We start from the raw sequence: 18724 nt of genomic DNA, 5'->3' as shown, positions 1-18724 counted from the left end.
TCACGCGGCGGTGCACCACGATCGTCAACTGCCTTGTGAGCCAAGGGAGTTCGCCGCGCATCCCCCACTACTTCCCACCAGGAGCCCAGGTGTCCCAGCGCAGAATCGTGCGTACCTCCCTTCTCGCCACCGCGGTCGCGGTGGCCCTCGTCGCCTCCGCCGGACAGGCCGTGACCCAGGCGGCGCAGCCCGTGGCGAAGCCGGCGCTGCCGGCCTCGTTCGCGCCCCCCGGCCCCGCCGCGAACCCCTTCGACGAGGTCCAGCACATCGGCAACGCCCGCCCGGCCAAGGCCGGTCCGGCGCCCGCCCCGGGCGGACTCGCCCAGGCCCGCGTCCCCGGCCCCGCCAAGGCGACGCCCGGGAAGCGCGAGGCCGTCGCCGCCGCTCCCGCCCTGGCGGCCGGCGTCCCCTGCACCCTCGACGGCATCACGGGCCTCTCGCCCGAGCAGTTCGCCGACTTCCTCGCCGACCCCGCCGTCACCTCCGACGGCTGTCTGCGCACCCTCGTCTGGACCTGGGACGCCCGCCTCGCGCCGGTCATGTCCGACGCCCACGTCCAGGCCGTCGCGCGCCGCGTCTCCGCCCTGGCCGGCACGCACGACGGCCGTAACTCCTCCCACCTGGAGGAGATGTTCACCTACCTCCACGCGGTCGCCTACCACGACTTCTCCCGCTCCGAGATCGACATCACCGACGCCCCCACCGTCGACGCGATCCGCCGGGCCATCGCCGACTTCGGCGGCGCCGCCCGCACCTTCGACGCCACCGCCTCCAACGCCCGCACCCTGCGCGAGGCCCTCTACATCGGCAGCGCCCCCGGGCTGCGCCAGCACCAGCTCGGCCTGATCGTCAAGGTGCTCGCCACCATGGACGCCCAGCACACCGCCACCAACCTGGACCCCACCTGGGCCGGCGCCGCGCTCGCCGCCCTGTCCGTGAACTACCTGGGCGTCTACCCCGGCAACCAGGACGCCGCCTTCCACGCCGCGGCCAAGGCCGACCCGGCGTACCGCGCCGCCTTCAAGGCCTTCGCCGGACACACCCACCTCAAGGGCACCGCCAACGCGTGGGTGGCCCGTGACGCCCTCTCCGAGTACGGCCGCTTCGGGCAGATAGCCGGCCTCCGGGACGGCGTCGTCGCCGACCTCGGCGCCCTCCTCGGCCAGGTGGAGTCCGGCTTCGGCTACGGCAGCGAGCAGTGGGCCAAGCTCGTCACCTGGCTCAACTTCTACGACGCCTGCGCTCCGTACGGCGTGTGCAAGGCCGACATCGAGAAGCGGCTCTTCCCCTACACGTATAGCTACGACAACGGCGGCATCAAGGTCCGCACGGCCCTCGACCGGGCCACCGTCGACCAGCTCTACTACGCGAGCAAGCAGGTCAAGGCGCAGTACCACCGGGTGCTCGGCACCGACCAGCCGCTCGCGGGCGACCCCAACACCACCCTCAACATCGTCCTCTACGCCTCGCGCGCCGACTACGAGAACTACCACCCGATCCTGACCGGGTACTCGACCAACAACGGCGGCATCTACATCGAGAACGGCGCCACCTTCTACACGTACCAGCGACGCGTCCCCCAGGACTCCAGCCTGACCCTGGAAGAGCTCTTCCGGCACGAGTACACCCACTACCTCAACGGCCGCTTCGCCGTCCCCGGATTCTTCGGCGAGGGCCCCTGGTACCAGGGCGACCGCACCACCGCCATGGACGAGGGCACCGCCGAGTTCTTCGACGGCGCCACCCGGGACAACGGCATCGCCGTGCGCAAGTCCCTGGTCCGCGGCGTCATCAACGACACGGCCGGCGGCGGCCCCCGCATGAGCGTGCGCCAGCTCCTGCACGCGACGTACGACGGCGACGGCTTCCGCTTCTACAACTACGCGGGCACCTTCTTCGAGTTCCTGTGGACCGAGCGCCCGAGCCTGCTCCGCGAGATGTACGGCCGGCTGCGCGCGGACGACGTGGCCGGCTACGACGCCTGGCGCGACCGGCTCGGCGCGGACCCGGCACTCCAGGCCGCCTACGACCGCTTCCTGGACGCCCAGATCGCCCAGGTGGACCGGCTCTACGTCCCGAACACCACCTTCACGCCCAACGACCGGCTCCGCGACACGACGGCCGCGCAGGTGCGCTCGGCCTTCGCCTCGGCGACCTACAGCAACCCGGACTGCGTGGAGAACGGCGACCCCGGCAAGAAGCGCTTCGTGTGCACCGGCCGCATCACCGCCAACCTGTCCGACGCCGCCAGCGCGGACCAGGTGTTCAAGGACATGTCGGAGACGGTCGACTACTTCATCCTCGACCGGGCGGGTGCGGCCTCCACCAACCTCGCCGACATGAACTGCTCCTTCGGGCCGGTGGAGATCTGGTCCACCCGGACCGCCGGCACGTCGGGCTACCGCTGCGAAGGCCCGCTCCGCAGCTGATCCGGCGGCCCTCGGGCCCAGTTGACGCGTGCCCGGGCCGGAAGGCCTGGGCACGCCCTGAAGAATGTGACATATTACTGCCGTGCCCAAGAGACACTCCCTGGACGCCGTGATCATCGGTGCCGGCGTCGTCGGAGCAGCCTGCGCGTACTACGCGGCCCGCTCCGGCCTCACCGTCGCCGTCGTCGACCGCGGTCCCGTCGCGGGCGGCACCACAGGTGCCGGGGAAGGCAATCTGCTCGTCTCCGACAAGGAGGCGGGCCCCGAGCTCGACCTCGCGCTGCTGTCCACGAGACTCTGGCGCGAGCTGTCCGGCGCACTCCCCCCGGACACCGAGTACGAGCCCAAGGGCGGTCTCGTCGTGGCGCCCGACGAGGCCACCCTCGCGGCCCTCCGCACCTTCGCGGAGGGCCAGCGGGCCGCCGGAGTCACGGCCACCGAGATCCCCGGCGACGCGCTGAACGCCCTCGAACCGCACCTCGCTCCCGGCCACGCGGGCGGATTCCACTATCCGCAGGACGCCCAGGTCCAGCCCGCGAAGGCGGCCGCCCGGCTGCTCGCCGCCGCCCGGGCGCAGACGTACCTCGGCGAAGAGGTGACGCACATCCTCCGCGGCCCCGACGGGGCCGTCCGCGGTGTCCGCACCCCGCGGCGCGAGCTCCTCGCCCCCGCCGTCGTCAACGCCGCCGGAACCTGGGGCGGCGACGTGGCCCGCCTCGCCGGCGCGGACCTCCCGGTCCTGCCGCGCCGCGGCTTCGTCCTCGTCACCGAACCGCTGCCCCGCGTGGTCCGCCACAAGGTGTACGCCGCCGACTACATCGCCGACGTGGCCAGCGGCTCCGCGACGCTCCAGTCCTCCGCGGTCGTCGAGGGAACCCCGGCCGGGCCGGTCCTCATCGGGGCCACCCGCGAACGCGTGGGCTTCGACCGGAGCCTGTCCCTCGAAGCCCTGCGCCGTCTCGCCTCGCAGGCGGCGGCGCTCTTCCCGGTCCTCGCCGACGTCGACGTGCTGCGCGCCTACCACGGCTTCCGCCCGTACCTCCCCGACCACCTCCCGGCCATCGGCCCCGACCCCCGCGTCCCCGGCCTGCACCACGCCTGCGGCCACGAGGGCGCCGGGATCGGACTGGCCCCGGCCACCGGCGCGCTCGTCGCGGCCGGGCTCGCCGGCACCGAGCCACCCCTGGACCCCCGCCCGTTCGACCCGTCCCGCGACTTCGGCGCGCGGGACGACGCCCCGGCGGCCGGAACCGCCGCCACCGACGACACGGAGAGCGCGACGTGAACCGCACGACCCGGGGAGCCGGAACTCCCGGCGCGGGCCCCGCCCACCGGAAGGAGCCCCCGATGCCCACCGTCACCTTCGACGGACGCGAACTCCCGCTCCGGGAGGGCCAGTCCGTCGCGGCCGTGCTCTGGGCGGCGGGCATCCTGGCCTGGCGCACCACCCGCGGGACCGGCGCCCCGCGCGGCGTGTTCTGCGGCATCGGGCAGTGCTTCGACTGCCTGGTCACCGTCAACGGCCGCCCCAACCAGCGCGCCTGCGTCGTCCCGGCCCGTCCGGGCGACGCGGTCACCACCCAGGAGGGAACCGGCCGTGCCGCACTCGGCTGCTGATCTCGCGATCGTCGGAGCGGGCCCGGCAGGCCTGGCCGCCGCCGTCACCGCCGCGGACCTCGGCCTGCACGTGGTCCTCCTCGACGCCGGGGCGCGCCCGGGCGGCCAGTACTACCGGCACCCCGCGCCCGAACTCGACGCGACCCGCGCCCGGGCCCTCCATCACGACTGGGCGGCCTTCGCCACCCGTGAACGCCGGCTGCGGGCGCACGAGAAGGCGGGCCGCGTCACCTGCCTGACGGACCACCACGTCTGGACCGTCACGTCCACCGGGCCCCACCGGGTCCTGCACGCCCGCACCGCGGACGACGCGTCCGTCACGGTGACGGCCGGAGCGGTCCTCCTCGCGACCGGCGCCTACGAACGCCAGCTCCCCTTCCCCGGCTGGACGCTGCCGGGCGTGGTGAGCGCCGGGGGAGCGCAGGCCATGCTGAAGGGCGGCCTGGTGCTCCCGGGCCGGCGGATCGTCGTCGCCGGCAGCGGCCCCCTGCTGCTCGCCGTCGCGGCCTCGCTCGCGGGCGCGGGCGCGCGCGTGCCCGCGCTGGTGGAGGCGGCGGCGTACGCCGGATACACCCGTCACACGGCCACCCTCCTGCGCAATCCGGGGAAGCTCGTCGAGGGCGCCCGCTACGGCGCCGCGCTCGCCCGCCACCGGGTCAGGATCCTCATCCGGCACGCCGTGGTCGAGGCGCACGGCACGGACCGGGTCGAGGCGGTCACCCTCGCCCGGCTCGACCGGGACTGGCGCCCGGTGCCCGGAACGGCCCGCCGCGTCCCGTGCGACGCGGTGGCCGTCGGCCACGGCCTGGTCCCCGAACTCTCCCTGGCGACGGCGCTGGGCTGCGCGACCCGGACGGCCCCGGACGGCACGGTGGCCCTCGCGCTCACCGACGGTCTGCGCACCTCCGTGCCGGGCATCTGGGCGGCCGGCGAGGCCGGCGGGGTCGGCGGCGCTCCGCTCGCGCTCCTCGAAGGAGAGCTGGCGGCCCACGACATCGCCGCGGCCGCGGGCAGGACCGCGCCCCGGCCGCCCGCCCTCGACGCCCTGCGCTCCAGCGGTGCGCCGCGCCCCGCGCCGGCGGAGGACGTCGCGGGCCGGGCGCGGCGCCGCACCCGGCTCCGCGCCTTCGCCGAGGCCATGGCCTCGGCGCACCGGCCCGGCGCGGGCTGGGCGGACTGGCTGCGGCCGACCACCGACGTCTGTCGTTGCGAGGAGGTCCCGGCGGCCCGGATCAGCGAGGCCGCGGACGAACTCGGTGCCCGGGATCCCCGCACCGTCAAGCTCCTGACCCGTGCGGGCATGGGCTGGTGCCAGGGCCGGATGTGCGGCCCGGCCGTGGCCGCGCTGTGCGGTGGGGGCCCGACGCCCGACCGCAGGCCGCTCGCCTGCCCGGTCCCGCTGCGCCACCTCGCCGGGCTTCCGGCGCAGAACGACTGACGGATTGCGCGCCGCGCTCTTGTGGCCGTAGTCCGGGATTCAGTAAAATGTCACACACTACAAAGGAGTTGCTGATGAGCGTCCCCACCTGGACCCCCGCCCGCCCCTGGCGCGGCATCATGGTCGCCACCACCCTCCCCCTCCGCGAGGACCTCTCCGTCGACTACGACGCCTACGCCGAGCACGTGCGGTGGCTCGTCGACAACGGTTGCGACGGCGTCGTGCCCAACGGCTCCCTGGGCGAGTACCAGACCCTCACCGCCGAGGAGCGGGCCCGCGTGGTCCGTACCGCGGTCGAGGCGGCCGGTGACGGAGCCCGGGTCATGCCCGGCGTCGCCGCCTACGGAAGCGCGGAGTCCCGGCGCTGGGCCGAGCAGGCCGCCGAGGCCGGCGCGGGCTCCGTACTGCTCCTTCCCCCGAACGCCTACCGCGCCGACGAGGACGCCGTCCTCGCCCACTACGCCGAGGTCGCGCGGGCCGGGCTCCCGATCGTCGCGTACAACAACCCGATCGACACGAAGGTCGACCTCACCCCGGCCCTTCTCGCCCGCCTGCACGCCGCGGGCGACATCGTCGCGGTCAAGGAGTTCAGCGGCGACGTCCGCCGGGCCTACGAGATCACCGAACTCGCCCCGGAGCTCGACCTGTTGATCGGTGCCGACGACGTGCTCCTCGAACTGGCCCTGGCCGGTGCCGTGGGCTGGATCGCCGGCTACCCCAACGCGCTGCCCGCCTCCTGCGCCGAGCTCTACCGCGCCGCCGTCGCCGGCGACCCGGCCACCGCGCTTCCGCTCTACAAGTCCCTCCACCCGCTCCTCCGCTGGGACTCCAAGACCGAGTTCGTCCAGGCCATCAAGCTCTCGATGGACCTCGCGGGACGCCCCGGCGGTCCCACCCGCCCGCCGCGCCACCCGCTGACCGGCGCCGTCGCGGCCGCCGTACGCTCCGCCACCGAGAAGGCCCTGGCCGACGGCCACCACTGACCCGGGGAGACCCATGCGCACCCGTCACATCTACCACGCGGTCGACTCGCACACCGAGGGCATGCCCACCCGCGTGATCACCGGCGGCGTCGGAGTGATCCCCGGCGCCACCATGGCCGAGAAGCGGCTCCACTTCCTGGAGCACCTCGACCACCTCCGTACCCTCCTCATGTACGAGCCGCGCGGCCACGCGGCCATGAGCGGCGCGATCCTCCAGCCGCCGACCCGCCCCGACGCGGACTACGGCGTCCTGTTCATCGAGGTGTCCGGTCTGCTGCCCATGTGCGGCCACGGCACCATCGGCGTGGCGACCGTGCTCGTCGAGACCGGGATGGTGCCGGTCACGGAGCCCGTCACCAGGGTCCGGCTGGACACCCCGGCCGGCCTGGTCGGGGTGGACGTCCGCGTGGCCGACGGCGCGGCCACCGCCGTCACCCTCACCAACGTCCCCGCCTTCTGCGTCGGTCTCGACCTCAAGGCCGAGGTCCCCGGGCACGGCACCGTCACCTACGACCTCGCCTACGGCGGCAACTTCTACGCCTTCACGGAGCTCGACTCCCTCGGCCTGCCCTTCGACCGCGCCCGCAAGGAGGACCTGCTCGCCGTGGGCCTCGCCCTCATGGACGCCATCAACAGCGGCCCCGACCGGCCGGTCCATCCCGAGGACCCCGCCCAGAGCGGCGTCAAGCACGTCTACCTCGCCGCCCCCGGCTCCGACGCCCGCCGGTCCCGGCACGCGATGGCCATCCACCCGGGCTGGTTCGACCGGTCCCCGTGCGGCACCGGCACCAGCGCGCGCATGGCCCAGCTGCACGCGCGCGGACTCCTGTCGCTGGACACGGACTTCGTCAACGAGTCCTTCATCGGCACGGAGTTCATTGGACGCCTGATCGCCGAGACGACGGTCGGCGGGCGGCCCGCCGTCGTGCCCACGGTCACCGGACGGGCCTGGATCACCGGGACCGCCCAGTACTTCCTCGACCCCACCGACCCCTTCCCCGCGGGATTCCTGCTGTGAGCCCGGCCGCGCAGCACGCCCCCCGTGCGAGCGGGATCCCCACCGTCGACTACCACACCGCGGGCGAGCCGTTCCGGATCGTCGACCCGGCCGCCGCCGGCCTGCCCCCGCTGCCCGGCGACACCGTCGCCGAACGCCGCGCGGCCCTCCTCGCCCCGGGCGGCGACGGCACGGCCCCGCGGCCGACCCCGCACGACACCCTGCGCCGCCTGCTCGTCCAGGAGCCGCGCGGGCACGCCGGGATGTACGGCGGTTTCGTGGTGCCCCCGGACGACGACGGCGCCCACCTGGGCGTCCTGTTCTGGCACAAGGACGGCTACTCGACCGCCTGCGGCCACGGCACCATGGCGCTCGGCGCCTGGGCGGTCGACTCCGGCCTGGTCGTCGCCCCCGCCGGCCGGGACGTCCAGGTCCGCATCGACGTCCCCTCCGGACGGGTCACCGCGACCGTGCACCGCGAGGGCGGCCGCACCACCGGCGTCACCTTCCGCAACGTCCCCGCCCGGGTCACCGGGCGCGGGGTGCGGATCGGCACGAGCTTCGGCACCGTGGAGGCGGACCTCGCACACGCGGGCGCCAGCTACGCCTCCGTCCGCGCCCGCGACCTCGGCCTCGCCGTCGACCGGCGGCACCTGCCGGAACTCGTCCGCGCCGGACGGGAGATCAGGTCCGCCCTCGCCGGGCACCCGGCCGCGCGACACCCCGACGGGCCCCTGCTCTCCGGGGTGTACGGGGTGATCCTGTACGACGAGCTCCCGGACACCCCCAAGGGCCCGCACCAGAGGAACGTCACGGTCTTCGCGGACGGCCAGATCGACCGCTCGCCCTGCGGTTCGGGCACCTCGGCCCGACTGGCGCTCCTCGCCGACGACGGCCGCCTCGCGGGGGACCGGGAGCTGACCCACGAGTCGGTCACCGGCACCGTCTTCACCGGACGCGCCGTGCCCGGCCGGCCGGGTAGCGCGGGCGGCGCCGCACCGCAGGCACCCGCGGCCACGGAGCGGGACGCCGCAACGACCCGGCAGGGAGCCGGACCGACGGCGGACGCGGCGGCCACGGAACGGGATCCCGGACCCGCGGCGGACGGCGCCCGTCCGACGCCGGACGGGCTGGTCACGGAGGTGACCGGGCACGCCCACCGCACCGGCGAGCACCTCTTCGCCCTCGACCCGGGCGACTCCCTCGGCACCGGGTTCCTGCTGTGAACGGCGACGGCCTGCTCCATCTCGACGCCCCGGCCGTGGCCCGGCTGCTCACGCCCGCCGGCGCGGTCGAGGCGCTCGCCGACGCGCTGCGCGCCGGTCTCGACCCGGAGGCCGGCCCGCCGCGGACCGCGCTCACGGTCCCGGCCGGCGAGCTGCTGCTCATGCCGGCCGCCTCGGGCTCCTGGGCCGGCGTCAAGATCGCGGGAGTGGCCCCCGGCAACCCCGCCCGCGGTCTGCCCCGCATCACCGGCAGCTACCTCCTCCTCGACGGGCCCACCCTCCGCCCCGTGGCGCTGCTCGACGGCGCCGCGCTCACCACCCTCCGTACCCCGGCGGTGTCGGCGCTGGCGATCCGGCACCTCACCCCCGCCGCGTCCCCGTTGCGGCTGGTGCTCTTCGGGTCCGGTCCGCAGGCGTACGCCCACCTCGAAGCGGTGCTCGCGGTGCGGAGCGTGGCCGAGACCGTGGTCGTGGCCCGGAACCCGGAGCGCGCGCGGCGGCTCGCCGCGCACGCGCGGGCGCTCGGCGTCGCGCGGGCCCGTACGGGGAGCCCCCGAGACGTGTCGGGCGCGGACCTGGTGGTGTGCTGCACCACCGCCCGTACCCCGCTCTTCGACGGCGGGCTCGTCGCACCCGGCGCCACCGTCGTCGCGGTCGGCTCGCACGAGCCGGACGCCCGGGAGACCGACACGGCCCTGGTCCGGCGGTCCGCCGTGTACGTCGAGTCGCGGGCGGCCGCCCTGCGGGAGGCGGGGGACCTGCTGATGCCCCTCGCAGAAGGCGCCGTGGGCCCGGACCACATCGCCGGCACACTGGCCGATCTGGTCGACCGGCCCGAGGGCGCGGGCCCGGCGGATCCGGCGGCGCCGCGGCTCTTCAAGAGCGTCGGCATGGCCTGGGAGGACCTGGCGGTCGCGGTCGCGGCGTACCGCGCGGCGGCGGGCGCGGTGCACGCGCCCGGCGACCCCGGCGGCGAAACGTGACATTGTACGCTGACCCCCTGCGAGTTCTCGGAGGAATCAGCGTGGGTGACCTGAAGCAGCACAGTCTCATCAAGGCCCAGGAGCGGCTCCGCGACCAGGTCGGTCACGCGCTCCGCGCCGCCCTGATAGCGGGCGAACTCCGGCCGGGCAGCGTCTACTCGGCGCCCGGCCTGGCCGCCGAACTCGGCGTGTCGGCCACGCCGGTGCGCGAGGCCATGCTCGACCTCGCCCGCGAGGGACTCGTCGAACCGGTCCGCAACAAGGGCTTCCGGATCACCGAGGTCAGCGAGCGCGAACTCGACCAGTGCACCGAGCTCCGCATGCTGATCGAGGTGCCGACGGTCGGCCGGGTCACCGCCCTCGCCACCCCGGAACAGCTGGAGGAACTGCGCCCGCTGGCCGAGGAGATCGTCACCAACGCGCGCGAGCACAACCTCATCGGCTATCTGGAGGCCGACCGCCGCTTCCATCTCACCCTGCTCGGCCTGGCCGGCAACGACCGGCTCGTCGAGACCGTCGGCGACCTCCGCAAGCGCTCCCGGCTCTACGGCCTCACGGGCCTGGACGAGGCGGGCAAGCTCGTCTCGTCCGCCGAGGAGCACATCGAGCTGCTGGACCTGATGATCGCCGGTGACGTGCAGGCCGCCGAGGCCTGCATGCACCGCCACCTCGGCCATGTGCGCTCGCTCTGGGCCGAGGCGCGCGACGAACCCGTCGAGCGCCCGGCCGGGCGCCTCGGCCCGGTCGGCAAGGCCCGCAGGAGCTGACCCGCCGACGGGACCGGCCGGTGCCGACGGACGCGACGCTCAGCGCACCGACTGTCCGTACACGTGGTCGACGGGCATCCTCATGAGGACCCGCCGGTCGGCCACCATCACCGACCGGTACTCCTCCCAGTCCGGGTGCTCCCCGGCGGCGAGCCGGTAGTACTCCACCAGGGCCTCCACCTCGGGTCCGTACGGGTCGGCGCCCGGCCCGGTCAGTGTCACCGTGCCCTCGGCGGTCGCCCACGACCAGCCGTCCTCCGCGGTGACCTCCAGGGCGGCCCGGGGATCGCGGCGCAGGTTCGCCGTCTTGGCCCGGCCCTCGGTCATCGACACGTACACGGTGTCCGACTCCGGGTCGTAGTAGGGCATGACGGGGGAGAGCTGGGGGCGCCCGTCGGCCTTGATCGTGGCGAGGACGCCGAGCCGGCTCCTGGCGAGGAGTGCGCGGGCGTCGAACGAAGAGGTGGTCATGTCCGACACCAAGTCCCCGACCCCACCGCTTTGTTCCCGTGACCGGGACCGGCGGGGCGCGCTCCGGCAGGGCCGCCGCGGCGCCGCGGCGGCCGCGGGGTCACGCCCGGCGCAGCCACCGCCATTGCGGGGACGCGTTCGCGACGGTCAGCGCCGTGACCCCGCTCGCCAGTCCGAGGACCGCGCCGGCGGCGACATCGCCGGGATAGTGGACCCCGGTGTGGACCCGTGAGTAGCCCACGGCGCTCGCGAGGATGCCCAGCGGGACCGCGGCCGGCGGCAGCACCACCCCCACCGCCGTGGCGAACGCGACCGCCGACGCCGTGTGGCCGGACGGGAACGACGCCGAGGTCGGCATCGGCACGTGGCGGTCCACGGTCACCCGGGCCGCCTCCCGGTCCGGGCGCCGCCGGCGCACCAGGCGCTTGCCGAGCAGATTGGCGGAGGCCGAGGCCACCGCGATGGCGCCGACGCCGACCACCGCGGCCATCCGGGGACGCCCGGGCACGAGCGCGAGCGCCGCGGCGACCGCGAACGAGATCTTGGAGTGGTCGGCCGTGTGGGAGAGCCGCCGGAAGCCCCGGTCGAGGGTCGGCGTCGGCGTCGCGGCGACCGCCGCGTACAGGGCGCCGTCCACGGCCCTCATGTCGGAGAGCACCGCGCGGACGCTGCCCACGGGGTCGCGCCGCCGCGGAGGTCCGGCCGGCTCCGCAGTGGGGACGGCGGACGCGGGCGTGAACCCGTCCTCGGGGTCCGGGGTGGACCCGGACGCGGGTCCGTTGGGGGGTGGCTGAGCCATGGGTTCCTCCTCAGCTGTGGCTGAAGGCGAGGCCGACGATCCGTCGCCAGGTGATGGGATGGGCGGGCGGCGCCGTACCGGGACGGTCGCGGGGGACGAGGACGCGCAGGGCACGCGGCCGCAGGGAGCAGGTGACCGGGGTCGGCAGCGTCAGCGCCTCCCCGTCGACGGCCACCGGCAGTGTCTCCGCCTCGGCGGTGATCTCCACCTGCCGTGCGGTGAGCACGTTCAGACCGGTCGACGAGGCACCGCGGACGGCGAGGTCGGCGGCCTGCGCCGCGCCCTCCACCCGGATGGCGATCACCCCGAGGGCGCCGCTGTCCAGCCGGGGCCGGTGTCCGCCGGTGCCGAAGGGGTCGGGGGAGGCGTACGGGTTGTTGCTGACGAGGAGCGCCTGCTGGGCGGACAGCTCCGTGCCGCCGACGCGCGCGTCGAAGCGCCGGCCGGCGTCGCCGGTCAGCAGATCCGGCATCAGGCTGAGGGCCGTCTCGGCCTTGGCGTCGCGGTACTCGGGGCGCTGCACCACATCCGCGTACACGCCGAAGGAGACGGTGTTGACGAAGGGCCGCCCGGAGACGTCGCCGAGGTCGACGCGGAGCTCCTCGCCGTCCGTCAGGGCGTCGAGGCAGCGGGCCGGGTCGGTGCGGTCGAGACCGAGGTCCAGGGCGAAGTGGTTGCGGGTGCCCGCACTGATCACCAGGAACGGCAGATCGTGCTCGGCCGCCACCGCCGCCACGAGCGCCTGGGTCCCGTCGCCGCCGGCCACCCCCAGCAGATCGGCGCCGTCCGCCACGGCCGCGCGGGCGAGTTCGGCCACGTCCGGGAACTCCCCGTCGGGCCCGGTCGGGCCGAGCAGCACCACCCGCGCGCCGAGCGCCTCCGCCTTCTCGACGAGCTCGAAGCGGACGACCTTCCCGCCGCCCGACTTGGGGTTCATCAGGAGGACGGGCCGCTCCGGACGCGCCGCCCGTCGCGCCCGGATCCTGCGCTCCGGACGGCGCAGCGCGGTGCGGGCGCAGAGCAGTGCCGCGGCCCAGAGCGCCAGCGAGCTGAGCGCGGTCCGCCACAGGCCGTTGTCGAGGTAGAGCACCAGGACACCCACGGGCGCGGCGATCCCGAGCAGCGCGCCGAGCAGCCGGACCGGGCCGCGGTGCGCGAGGAACCACCACATGCCGACCGCGCACAGCACCAGACCCAGGAAGCCGATGACGACGACGAGGACACCGCCGCCGCCGAACGGCACGAACAGGGCGACCACGGCGGCGACCGCGCACAGCAGCGCGCACCGCGCGAACATCCGCGCACCCGCGCGCGCCCGGATCCGGTCCCGGGTGCGGTCCCGTACCCGCGCGCGCTTGCGCGCCCGGTCCGCCGCGTCTCCGCTCACCGTCGCCTCCCGACGTCCATGGCCCCAGCCTGCCCCAGCCTGCTGCCCCCGGACTTCTGACACCGCTTCACGGGGCCGTTCGAGTGGCGGTGCGGGCCGGTCCGCGGCGTTCCGGCACGTCTCACCGCGGTTCCGTCCGGATACCGATTGTGGCACGGGCGGATGGACGACAAGATCGCTGGGATGCGCGATGAAGTGAAGCTCTGCGACGGGGTGGTCACCCTTTCGCCCCTCGAACCCACCGCCGAACCCGCCGTCGCCACGGCACCCGCGGACGCGGGCCCGGCTCCCGCCGACGCGGTCACGGCCACCGCGCCCGGCGCGCCGGGGTCCCACCCCGGTCCGCCGGCGGGACGGCGTCCGTACGGCACCGGCCGGACCTTCGCGATCCGGGCCGACCGGCTCGTCGGCACCGTCGAACTGCGCCCGTCGGCCGCCGGTTCCGCCCACGGCGACGTCGACCTGTCCTACGCCCTCCGCCCCGGGGCCCGCGGCCACGGCTTCGCCACCCGGGCCGTCCTGCTCGCCTGCGCCCAGGCCCGTACGGAGGGCGCCCGCCGCGCCGTCATCGTCACCGCCGCCGACGACCCCGCGGCCGCCGCCGTCGCCCGCCGGGCCGGGTTCGTCCGCCGCGGCCAGATCAGCCACGCCGACGGCGCCGTCTACGACTGGCACGTCAAGGACCTCGCGGGCACCTCCTGAGGCCCCGGGCGGCGGTGCGGCCGCGGCCCGGGGCCGCGGACCGGCCGACGGGACGGGCGCGACGTCAGGCCAGGATGCCGCTGCCGTGCGGCGCGTACAGGTCGAGCAGCCGCACTCGCGTCACGTGCAGCCGGTGGGCCAGGATCTGCCCCACCCAGAAGGTCACGGACGCGCCGAACTCGGCGTCCGTACGGCACATCGAGCGCACCGCCGTCCCGTCGAACTCGTGCGCCCTGACCGGTGTCATCGCCTCCGCGCCCGACTGGCACAGATACGGCGGGAACAGCCACGACAGGCCCACGAGCTCCCCGTGCCGCAGCGTCTCGATCACCGGCGAGCCGCGTCCCGGCACCTTGGCGTCGAGCGTGACCGCGCCCGTCTTGACGATCCAGAAGCGGTTGGCGCGGTCCTGCTCCTCGAAGAGCCGGTGACCGGACTCGAAGTACACGTCCTCGGCGAACGCCATGAGCCGTTCCCGGTGCTCGGGCGGCAGCGTGCTGACCTTGGGTGCGGCGGTGCTCATGGCGACCTCCTCGGACCTGCGGGTTCGGTGCGTCCGCCTCCAGTGTCCTTCGCCACCGCCCGGTACGCAGTCGCCGCACCAGCCCCGTCACACGGACGCCGTACGCGATGCCGCGCCGCGCCTGCGGAGGGTGGAGCGCCGGTCGCCTTCCGTATGACGAAGCGCGGGGTGCGCGGCGGCCGGCCCGCCCGGCGTGAGGCCCGTCAGGAGTCGACGGCGGCGGGAGCGTGGGCGCCCTCGCTGCCGGCGATCAGCACCAGGGACGGGCCGAGGCGGGGGGACCCGTACGACGCCGCCGCGGGCGTCGCGGACGGCCCGGACGCCCCGTGGAGGGCGAAGAAGCAGTCCAGGCGCCGGCCCTCGTGCGGGGCGCGGTCGCCCGGCACGTCGGCGGCGAGGAGGAAGACCGTCTCGCCGGGCGCGGGCACGGGCAGGGCCTTGTGGGAGTGGCCGAAGTGCGGCGGGCTGTCCAGACCGGCGGCCAGCCAGCCGTCGACGTCCGCCTCCAGCGCCTCGGCCTGCTCGTCGAGCGCGTGCCGCCGGTACCAGGCGGCGCCCTCCTCCCGGATCCGCAGCAGCAGGGCGCGGTCGGCCCGGTCCGGCGCGGGCAGCGTCCCGTCGGCGGACTGGCGGGCCCGGAAGCGGTTGACGAGCGGGATGAGGGAGTCGGTCAGCACGCAGCCCTCGGCGCGCAGGTACTCCGGGATGACGGCGGTGATGGGAGGCTCCGTCCTCGGCGTCTTCGAGGACACCGGCGAGATCGTGCGCTGTTCCGGTACGGATAAGGATCCAAGCAATCCAGGGCGGCCGAGGGCAAGGCCTTCGGGGCGTCGTCCCGCATACCGGTCACCGACCGCCGGTATCCAGCCACCCGGCCCGGTCGCGGGGCGCGTCGGGCGCCCCGCCGGCCGCCCCTCGGCCCCCGGGGCCCCGCCGCTCTCCGCGGCCGCCCCGAGCCCGTCCGCCCTCCGCCCGGCGTGCGCCCGCCGGGCGGAGGGCGGAGCATGAACCTGGAGAGAGGCGGCAGCCCGCAGTCGGTGTCCGAGGAGGGTGCCATGGGCGTCCCGGCCGGAGGCGACGCACTCGTCGTCCTCGAAGACGTCGACAAACACTTCGGCGCGCTCCATGTGCTGCAGTCCATCGACCTCACCATCCACCGCGGAGAGGTCGTGGTCGTCATCGGGCCCTCCGGGTCCGGGAAGTCCACGCTCTGCCGCGCCATCAACCGGCTGGAGACCATCGACTCCGGCCGCATCACCATCGACGGAAAGCCGCTGCCGGCGGAGGGCAAGGCGCTCGCCGCGCTCCGCGCCGACGTCGGCATGGTCTTCCAGTCGTTCAACCTCTTCGCGCACAAGACCGTGCTGGCGAACGTCACCCTCGGACAGATCAAGGTCCGCAAACAGGACCGCAGGAAGGCCGAGGAACGGGCCCGCACGCTGCTCGAACGGGTCGGGGTCGCCAACCAGGCGGACAAGTACCCGGCGCAGCTGTCCGGCGGCCAGCAGCAGCGCGTGGCCATCGCCCGCGCGCTGGCGATGGAGCCGAAGGTGATGCTCTTCGACGAGCCGACCTCGGCGCTCGACCCGGAGATGATCAACGAGGTCCTGGAGGTGATGCAGCAGCTGGCCCGGGACGGCATGACGATGGTGGTCGTGACCCACGAGATGGGCTTCGCGCGTTCGGCGGCCAACCGCGTGGTGTTCATGGCCGACGGCCGCATCGTCGAGGCGGCCACTCCTGACGAGTTCTTCGGCAACCCGCGCAGCGAGCGCGCCAAGGACTTCCTGTCGAAGATCCTCCACCACTGACCGTCCCGACCGGCCCCACGGGACCGGTCCACCGACCCGGACCCCGTACCGCCCCCGACCCCGACCCCGACAGCCCCCCCCCGACACCCGAACCCGAACCGACACCCGTGGGGTGATGACCATGAACCCGCTCAGGAACCGAAGGTTCACCGTGGCCGCTACCACCGCGGTCGTCCTGTCCTTCACCGGCGCCGGCTACGCCTCCGCCGTACCGGCCGACCACGGAGACGACAAGATCGTCGTCGGTATCAAGTTCGACCAGCCGGGCATCGGCCTCAAGACGCCGGACGGCAAGTACACCGGCTTCGACGTCGACGTCGCCACGTACGTCGCCAAGCAGCTCGGCCACGACCCCTCCGAGATCGAGTGGAAGGAGGCCAAGAGCGCCGACCGCGAGACGCTGCTCCAGCGCGGCGACGTGGACTTCATCGCGGCCTCCTACTCGATCAACGACAAGCGGCTCCAGAAGGTCGACTTCGCCGGCCCGTATCTGCTCGCCCACCAGGACGTGCTGATCCGCGCCGACGACGACTCGATCAAGAAGCCCTCGGACCTGAACAACAAGAAGCTCTGCTCGGTCACCGGTTCGACGTCCGCGCAGAACGTCAAGACGAAGATCGCCCCGCAGGCGCAGCTCCAGGAGTACGGCGGCTACTCCGAGTGCCTCACCGGCCTGGAGAACGGCGTCATCGACGCCATCACCACCGACGACTCCATCCTCGCGGGATACGCCGCCCAGCCCGAGTTCAAGGGCAAGTTCAAGCTCGGCGGCTTCAAGCTGAGCAACGAGAACTACGGCATCGGCGTCCAGAAGGGAAGCGAGCTCAAGGCCAAGATCAACAAGGCGCTGGAGAAGATGGTCGCGGACGGATCCTGGCAGGCGGCCGTGGACAAGAACCTCGGCCCCGCCGGCTACCGGAACGAACCCGCGCCGAAGATCGGCGTGATCGTCCAGTGAGCGGGCCCCCGTGTTCGACTTCCTCGAAGGCTACGACCTGCTGGGAGCCTTCTGGACCACGGTCCAGCTGACGGTCTACTCCGCGATCGGCTCCCTGATCTGGGGGACGCTGCTGGCCGCCATGCGCGTCAGCCCCGTCCCCCTGATGCGGGGCTTCGGCACCGTCTACGTCAACATCGTCCGCAACATCCCCCTCACCGTCATCATCGTCTTCACCTCGCTCGGCCTCTTCCAGACGCTCGGGGTGAACATGGGCGCCGAGGACTTCACCACCATCAACTTCCGGCTGGCCGTCCTCGGACTCATCGCCTACACCTCGGCGTTCGTCTGCGAGGCGCTGCGCTCCGGCATCAACACCGTCCCCCTCGGACAGGTCGAGGCCGCCCGCGCGATCGGGCTCAACTTCAACCAGACGCTGCGGCTCGTCGTGCTCCCCCAGGCCTTCCGTTCGGTCGTCGGGCCGCTCACCAACGTCCTCATCGCCCTGACCAAGAACACCACCGTCGCCGCCGCGATCGGCGTCGCCGAAGCCGCCCTGCTGATGCGGGAGATGATCGAGAACGAGGCCCAGCTGCTCCTCATCTCCGCGATCTTCGCCTTCGGCTACATCTGCCTCACCCTGCCCACCGGACTGTTCCTCGGCTGGATCGCCAAGAAGGTGGCGGTGAAGCGATGAAGACCAGAACCACCGTCCTCTACGACGTCCCCGGGCCGCGCGCCCGGCGCCGCAACCTCCTCTACACCCTGCTCTTCGTCGTCGGCGTGGCCCTCGTCGTCTGGTGGGTCGTGGCGAGCCTCGTCGACAAGAACCAGCTTGACTGGGCCAAATGGGCGCCGTTCTTCACCGACCCCCGGGTCTGGACGACCTACCTCCTCCCGGCCCTGCAGAACACGGTGATCGCCGCCGCGCTCGCCATGGTCATCGCCCTGCCCCTCGGCGCGTTCCTCGGCATCGCCCGGCTCTCCGACCACACCTGGGTCCGCTCGTTCGCCGGGACCGTCGTGGAGTTCTTCCGCGCCATCCCCGTCCTGATCCTGATGCTCTTCGCGAACGCCGCCTACTCGGAGTTCACCGACGTCAGCCCGGAGAACCGCCCCCTGTACGCGGTCGTCACCGGACTCGTCCTCTACAACGCCTCCGTCCTCGCCGAGGTCGTCCGCGCCGGCATCCTCGCCCTGCCGGCCGGCCAGACCGACGCGGCCAAGGCGATCGGCATGCGCAAGGGCCAGACGATGACCCACGTGCTGCTGCCGCAGTCGGTCACGGCGATGCTCCCGGCCCTGGTCAGCCAGCTCGTGGTCATCGTCAAGGACACCGCGCTCGGCGGCGCCATGCTGGGCTTCTCGGAGCTCCTCGCCTCCGTCCGCCCGATGAGCGCCAACTACGGCGCGAACACCATCGCGTCCTTCACCGTCGTGGCCGTCGTCTTCGTGATCCTCAACCTGCTCCTCACCACCTTCGCCGCCTGGCTGGAGGGCCGGCTGCGCCGCGGCCGGAAGAGCACCGGCGCGGTCGTCGGCGCCGACGCCGTGGAGGAGCTCGCGGTCCCGGGCGAGCATCCGCCGACGGGAGGCGGAGAGCGCCCCTGAGCCGGGTCCTCCGGCCCGACGACTTCTTACGGTCCGATGACCG

At 74.1% G+C, this 18724-nt stretch carries 19 protein-coding genes; 14 read left to right on the top strand and 5 right to left on the bottom strand.

Features of this window, described 5'->3' with window-relative positions; all coding sequences use genetic code 11:
* Positions 1 to 89: 89 nt before the first annotated feature.
* The 9 genes from ACGF1Z_RS03245 to ACGF1Z_RS03205 all read left to right on the top strand — a co-directional run bounded on the left by ACGF1Z_RS03245 (position 90) and on the right by ACGF1Z_RS03205 (position 10440).
* Positions 90 to 2429, top strand: a complete 2340-nt coding sequence (locus ACGF1Z_RS03245; protein ID WP_392999327.1) for a collagenase — start codon at positions 90 to 92, stop codon at positions 2427 to 2429.
* Positions 2430 to 2511: 82 nt separating this feature from the next.
* Positions 2512 to 3714 (top strand): NAD(P)/FAD-dependent oxidoreductase, encoded by a 1203-nt coding sequence (locus tag ACGF1Z_RS03240; protein ID WP_392999324.1) that lies wholly within the window; start codon positions 2512 to 2514, stop codon positions 3712 to 3714.
* Between the two features lie 62 nt (positions 3715 to 3776).
* Positions 3777 to 4046 (top strand): (2Fe-2S)-binding protein, encoded by a 270-nt coding sequence (locus tag ACGF1Z_RS03235; protein WP_392999322.1) that lies wholly within the window; start codon positions 3777 to 3779, stop codon positions 4044 to 4046.
* Entirely contained in the window at positions 4027 to 5484 is a 1458-nt protein-coding gene (locus tag ACGF1Z_RS03230; protein ID WP_392999320.1) for an FAD-dependent oxidoreductase, read from the top strand. The genes ACGF1Z_RS03235 and ACGF1Z_RS03230 overlap by 20 nt, the downstream gene beginning before the upstream one ends.
* Before the next feature lie 74 nt (positions 5485 to 5558).
* Positions 5559 to 6467, top strand: coding sequence for a dihydrodipicolinate synthase family protein (locus ACGF1Z_RS03225; RefSeq protein WP_392999318.1), 909 nt, complete (start codon positions 5559 to 5561; stop codon positions 6465 to 6467).
* A gap of 13 nt (positions 6468 to 6480) precedes the next feature.
* On the top strand, positions 6481 to 7485 hold the full coding sequence (locus ACGF1Z_RS03220) for a proline racemase family protein (RefSeq protein WP_392999316.1): 1005 nt from the start codon (positions 6481 to 6483) through the stop codon (positions 7483 to 7485).
* Positions 7473 to 8690, top strand: coding sequence for a proline racemase family protein (locus tag ACGF1Z_RS03215; protein WP_393000296.1), 1218 nt, complete (start codon positions 7473 to 7475; stop codon positions 8688 to 8690). Before ACGF1Z_RS03220 ends, ACGF1Z_RS03215 begins: the two co-directional genes overlap by 13 nt.
* A complete protein-coding gene (locus ACGF1Z_RS03210; RefSeq protein ID WP_392999314.1) occupies positions 8687 to 9673 on the top strand; it encodes an ornithine cyclodeaminase family protein in 987 nt (328 codons plus the stop codon). Before ACGF1Z_RS03215 ends, ACGF1Z_RS03210 begins: the two co-directional genes overlap by 4 nt.
* Before the next feature lie 41 nt (positions 9674 to 9714).
* On the top strand, positions 9715 to 10440 hold the full coding sequence (locus ACGF1Z_RS03205; RefSeq protein ID WP_392999312.1) for a GntR family transcriptional regulator: 726 nt from the start codon (positions 9715 to 9717) through the stop codon (positions 10438 to 10440).
* Positions 10441 to 10479: 39 nt separating this feature from the next.
* Here the strand turns inward: ACGF1Z_RS03205 and ACGF1Z_RS03200 are convergent, their stop codons facing one another.
* The 3 genes from ACGF1Z_RS03200 to ACGF1Z_RS03190 form a co-directional block, all read right to left on the bottom strand.
* Positions 10480 to 10911 carry a PPOX class F420-dependent oxidoreductase gene (locus tag ACGF1Z_RS03200; RefSeq protein ID WP_392999310.1) on the bottom strand — a complete coding sequence of 144 codons (432 nt, stop codon included), beginning with the start codon at positions 10909 to 10911 and terminating at the stop codon, positions 10480 to 10482.
* A 100-nt stretch (positions 10912 to 11011) separates the two neighbouring features.
* A complete protein-coding gene (locus tag ACGF1Z_RS03195; RefSeq protein ID WP_392999308.1) occupies positions 11012 to 11710 on the bottom strand; it encodes a phosphatase PAP2 family protein in 699 nt (232 codons plus the stop codon).
* A 10-nt stretch (positions 11711 to 11720) separates the two neighbouring features.
* The gene (locus ACGF1Z_RS03190; protein ID WP_393000294.1) at positions 11721 to 13007 is read right to left on the bottom strand and encodes a diacylglycerol/lipid kinase family protein; all 1287 of its coding nucleotides are present in this window, start codon (positions 13005 to 13007) and stop codon (positions 11721 to 11723) included.
* A 273-nt stretch (positions 13008 to 13280) separates the two neighbouring features.
* Here ACGF1Z_RS03190 and ACGF1Z_RS03185 point away from each other — a divergent pair, with 273 nt between their 5' ends.
* Positions 13281 to 13799, top strand: coding sequence for a GNAT family N-acetyltransferase (locus ACGF1Z_RS03185; protein ID WP_392999306.1), 519 nt, complete (start codon positions 13281 to 13283; stop codon positions 13797 to 13799).
* A gap of 64 nt (positions 13800 to 13863) precedes the next feature.
* Here ACGF1Z_RS03185 and ACGF1Z_RS03180 read toward each other — a convergent pair whose 3' ends face one another.
* Both ACGF1Z_RS03180 and ACGF1Z_RS03175 read right to left on the bottom strand, forming a co-directional pair.
* Positions 13864 to 14322, bottom strand: a complete 459-nt coding sequence (locus tag ACGF1Z_RS03180) for a Crp/Fnr family transcriptional regulator (protein WP_392999304.1) — start codon at positions 14320 to 14322, stop codon at positions 13864 to 13866.
* Between the two features lie 203 nt (positions 14323 to 14525).
* On the bottom strand, positions 14526 to 15074 hold the full coding sequence (locus ACGF1Z_RS03175; RefSeq protein WP_392999302.1) for a hypothetical protein: 549 nt from the start codon (positions 15072 to 15074) through the stop codon (positions 14526 to 14528).
* A 303-nt stretch (positions 15075 to 15377) separates the two neighbouring features.
* On the opposite strand from ACGF1Z_RS03175, the gene ACGF1Z_RS03170 reads away from it, so the two are divergent.
* The 4 genes from ACGF1Z_RS03170 to ACGF1Z_RS03155 all read left to right on the top strand — a co-directional run bounded on the left by ACGF1Z_RS03170 (position 15378) and on the right by ACGF1Z_RS03155 (position 18681).
* Positions 15378 to 16133 carry an amino acid ABC transporter ATP-binding protein gene (locus tag ACGF1Z_RS03170; RefSeq protein ID WP_393000292.1) on the top strand — a complete coding sequence of 252 codons (756 nt, stop codon included), beginning with the start codon at positions 15378 to 15380 and terminating at the stop codon, positions 16131 to 16133.
* Between the two features lie 115 nt (positions 16134 to 16248).
* Positions 16249 to 17091: a glutamate ABC transporter substrate-binding protein gene (locus ACGF1Z_RS03165; RefSeq protein WP_392999300.1), complete on the top strand. Its 843-nt coding sequence runs from the start codon at positions 16249 to 16251 to the stop codon at positions 17089 to 17091.
* 10 nt (positions 17092 to 17101) lie between these two features.
* Positions 17102 to 17767 (top strand): amino acid ABC transporter permease, encoded by a 666-nt coding sequence (locus ACGF1Z_RS03160; RefSeq protein ID WP_392999298.1) that lies wholly within the window; start codon positions 17102 to 17104, stop codon positions 17765 to 17767.
* Positions 17764 to 18681, top strand: a complete 918-nt coding sequence (locus ACGF1Z_RS03155; protein WP_392999296.1) for an amino acid ABC transporter permease — start codon at positions 17764 to 17766, stop codon at positions 18679 to 18681. The genes ACGF1Z_RS03160 and ACGF1Z_RS03155 overlap by 4 nt, the downstream gene beginning before the upstream one ends.
* Positions 18682 to 18724: the final 43 nt, after the last annotated feature.

The organism is Streptomyces sp. NPDC048018 (assembly GCF_043202995.1).
Classification (GTDB): Bacteria; Actinomycetota; Actinomycetes; order Streptomycetales; family Streptomycetaceae; genus Streptomyces.
This window is presented reverse-complemented; position numbering and strand designations above follow the sequence as displayed.

Coding starts and splice junctions, on each gene's coding strand:
- ACGF1Z_RS03235 (WP_392999322.1), top strand. CDS start 3,777: ATGCCCACCGTCACCTTCGACGGACGCGAACTCCCGCTCCGGGAGGGC.
- ACGF1Z_RS03225 (WP_392999318.1), top strand. CDS start 5,559: ATGAGCGTCCCCACCTGGACCCCCGCCCGCCCCTGGCGCGGCATCATG.
- ACGF1Z_RS03220 (WP_392999316.1), top strand. CDS start 6,481: ATGCGCACCCGTCACATCTACCACGCGGTCGACTCGCACACCGAGGGC.
- ACGF1Z_RS03200 (WP_392999310.1), bottom strand. CDS start 10,911: ATGACCACCTCTTCGTTCGACGCCCGCGCACTCCTCGCCAGGAGCCGG.
- ACGF1Z_RS03195 (WP_392999308.1), bottom strand. CDS start 11,710: ATGGCTCAGCCACCCCCCAACGGACCCGCGTCCGGGTCCACCCCGGAC.
- ACGF1Z_RS03190 (WP_393000294.1), bottom strand. CDS start 13,007: ATGTTCGCGCGGTGCGCGCTGCTGTGCGCGGTCGCCGCCGTGGTCGCC.
- ACGF1Z_RS03185 (WP_392999306.1), top strand. CDS start 13,281: ATGCGCGATGAAGTGAAGCTCTGCGACGGGGTGGTCACCCTTTCGCCC.
- ACGF1Z_RS03180 (WP_392999304.1), bottom strand. CDS start 14,322: ATGAGCACCGCCGCACCCAAGGTCAGCACGCTGCCGCCCGAGCACCGG.
- ACGF1Z_RS03170 (WP_393000292.1), top strand. CDS start 15,378: ATGGGCGTCCCGGCCGGAGGCGACGCACTCGTCGTCCTCGAAGACGTC.
- ACGF1Z_RS03165 (WP_392999300.1), top strand. CDS start 16,249: ATGACCATGAACCCGCTCAGGAACCGAAGGTTCACCGTGGCCGCTACC.
- ACGF1Z_RS03155 (WP_392999296.1), top strand. CDS start 17,764: ATGAAGACCAGAACCACCGTCCTCTACGACGTCCCCGGGCCGCGCGCC.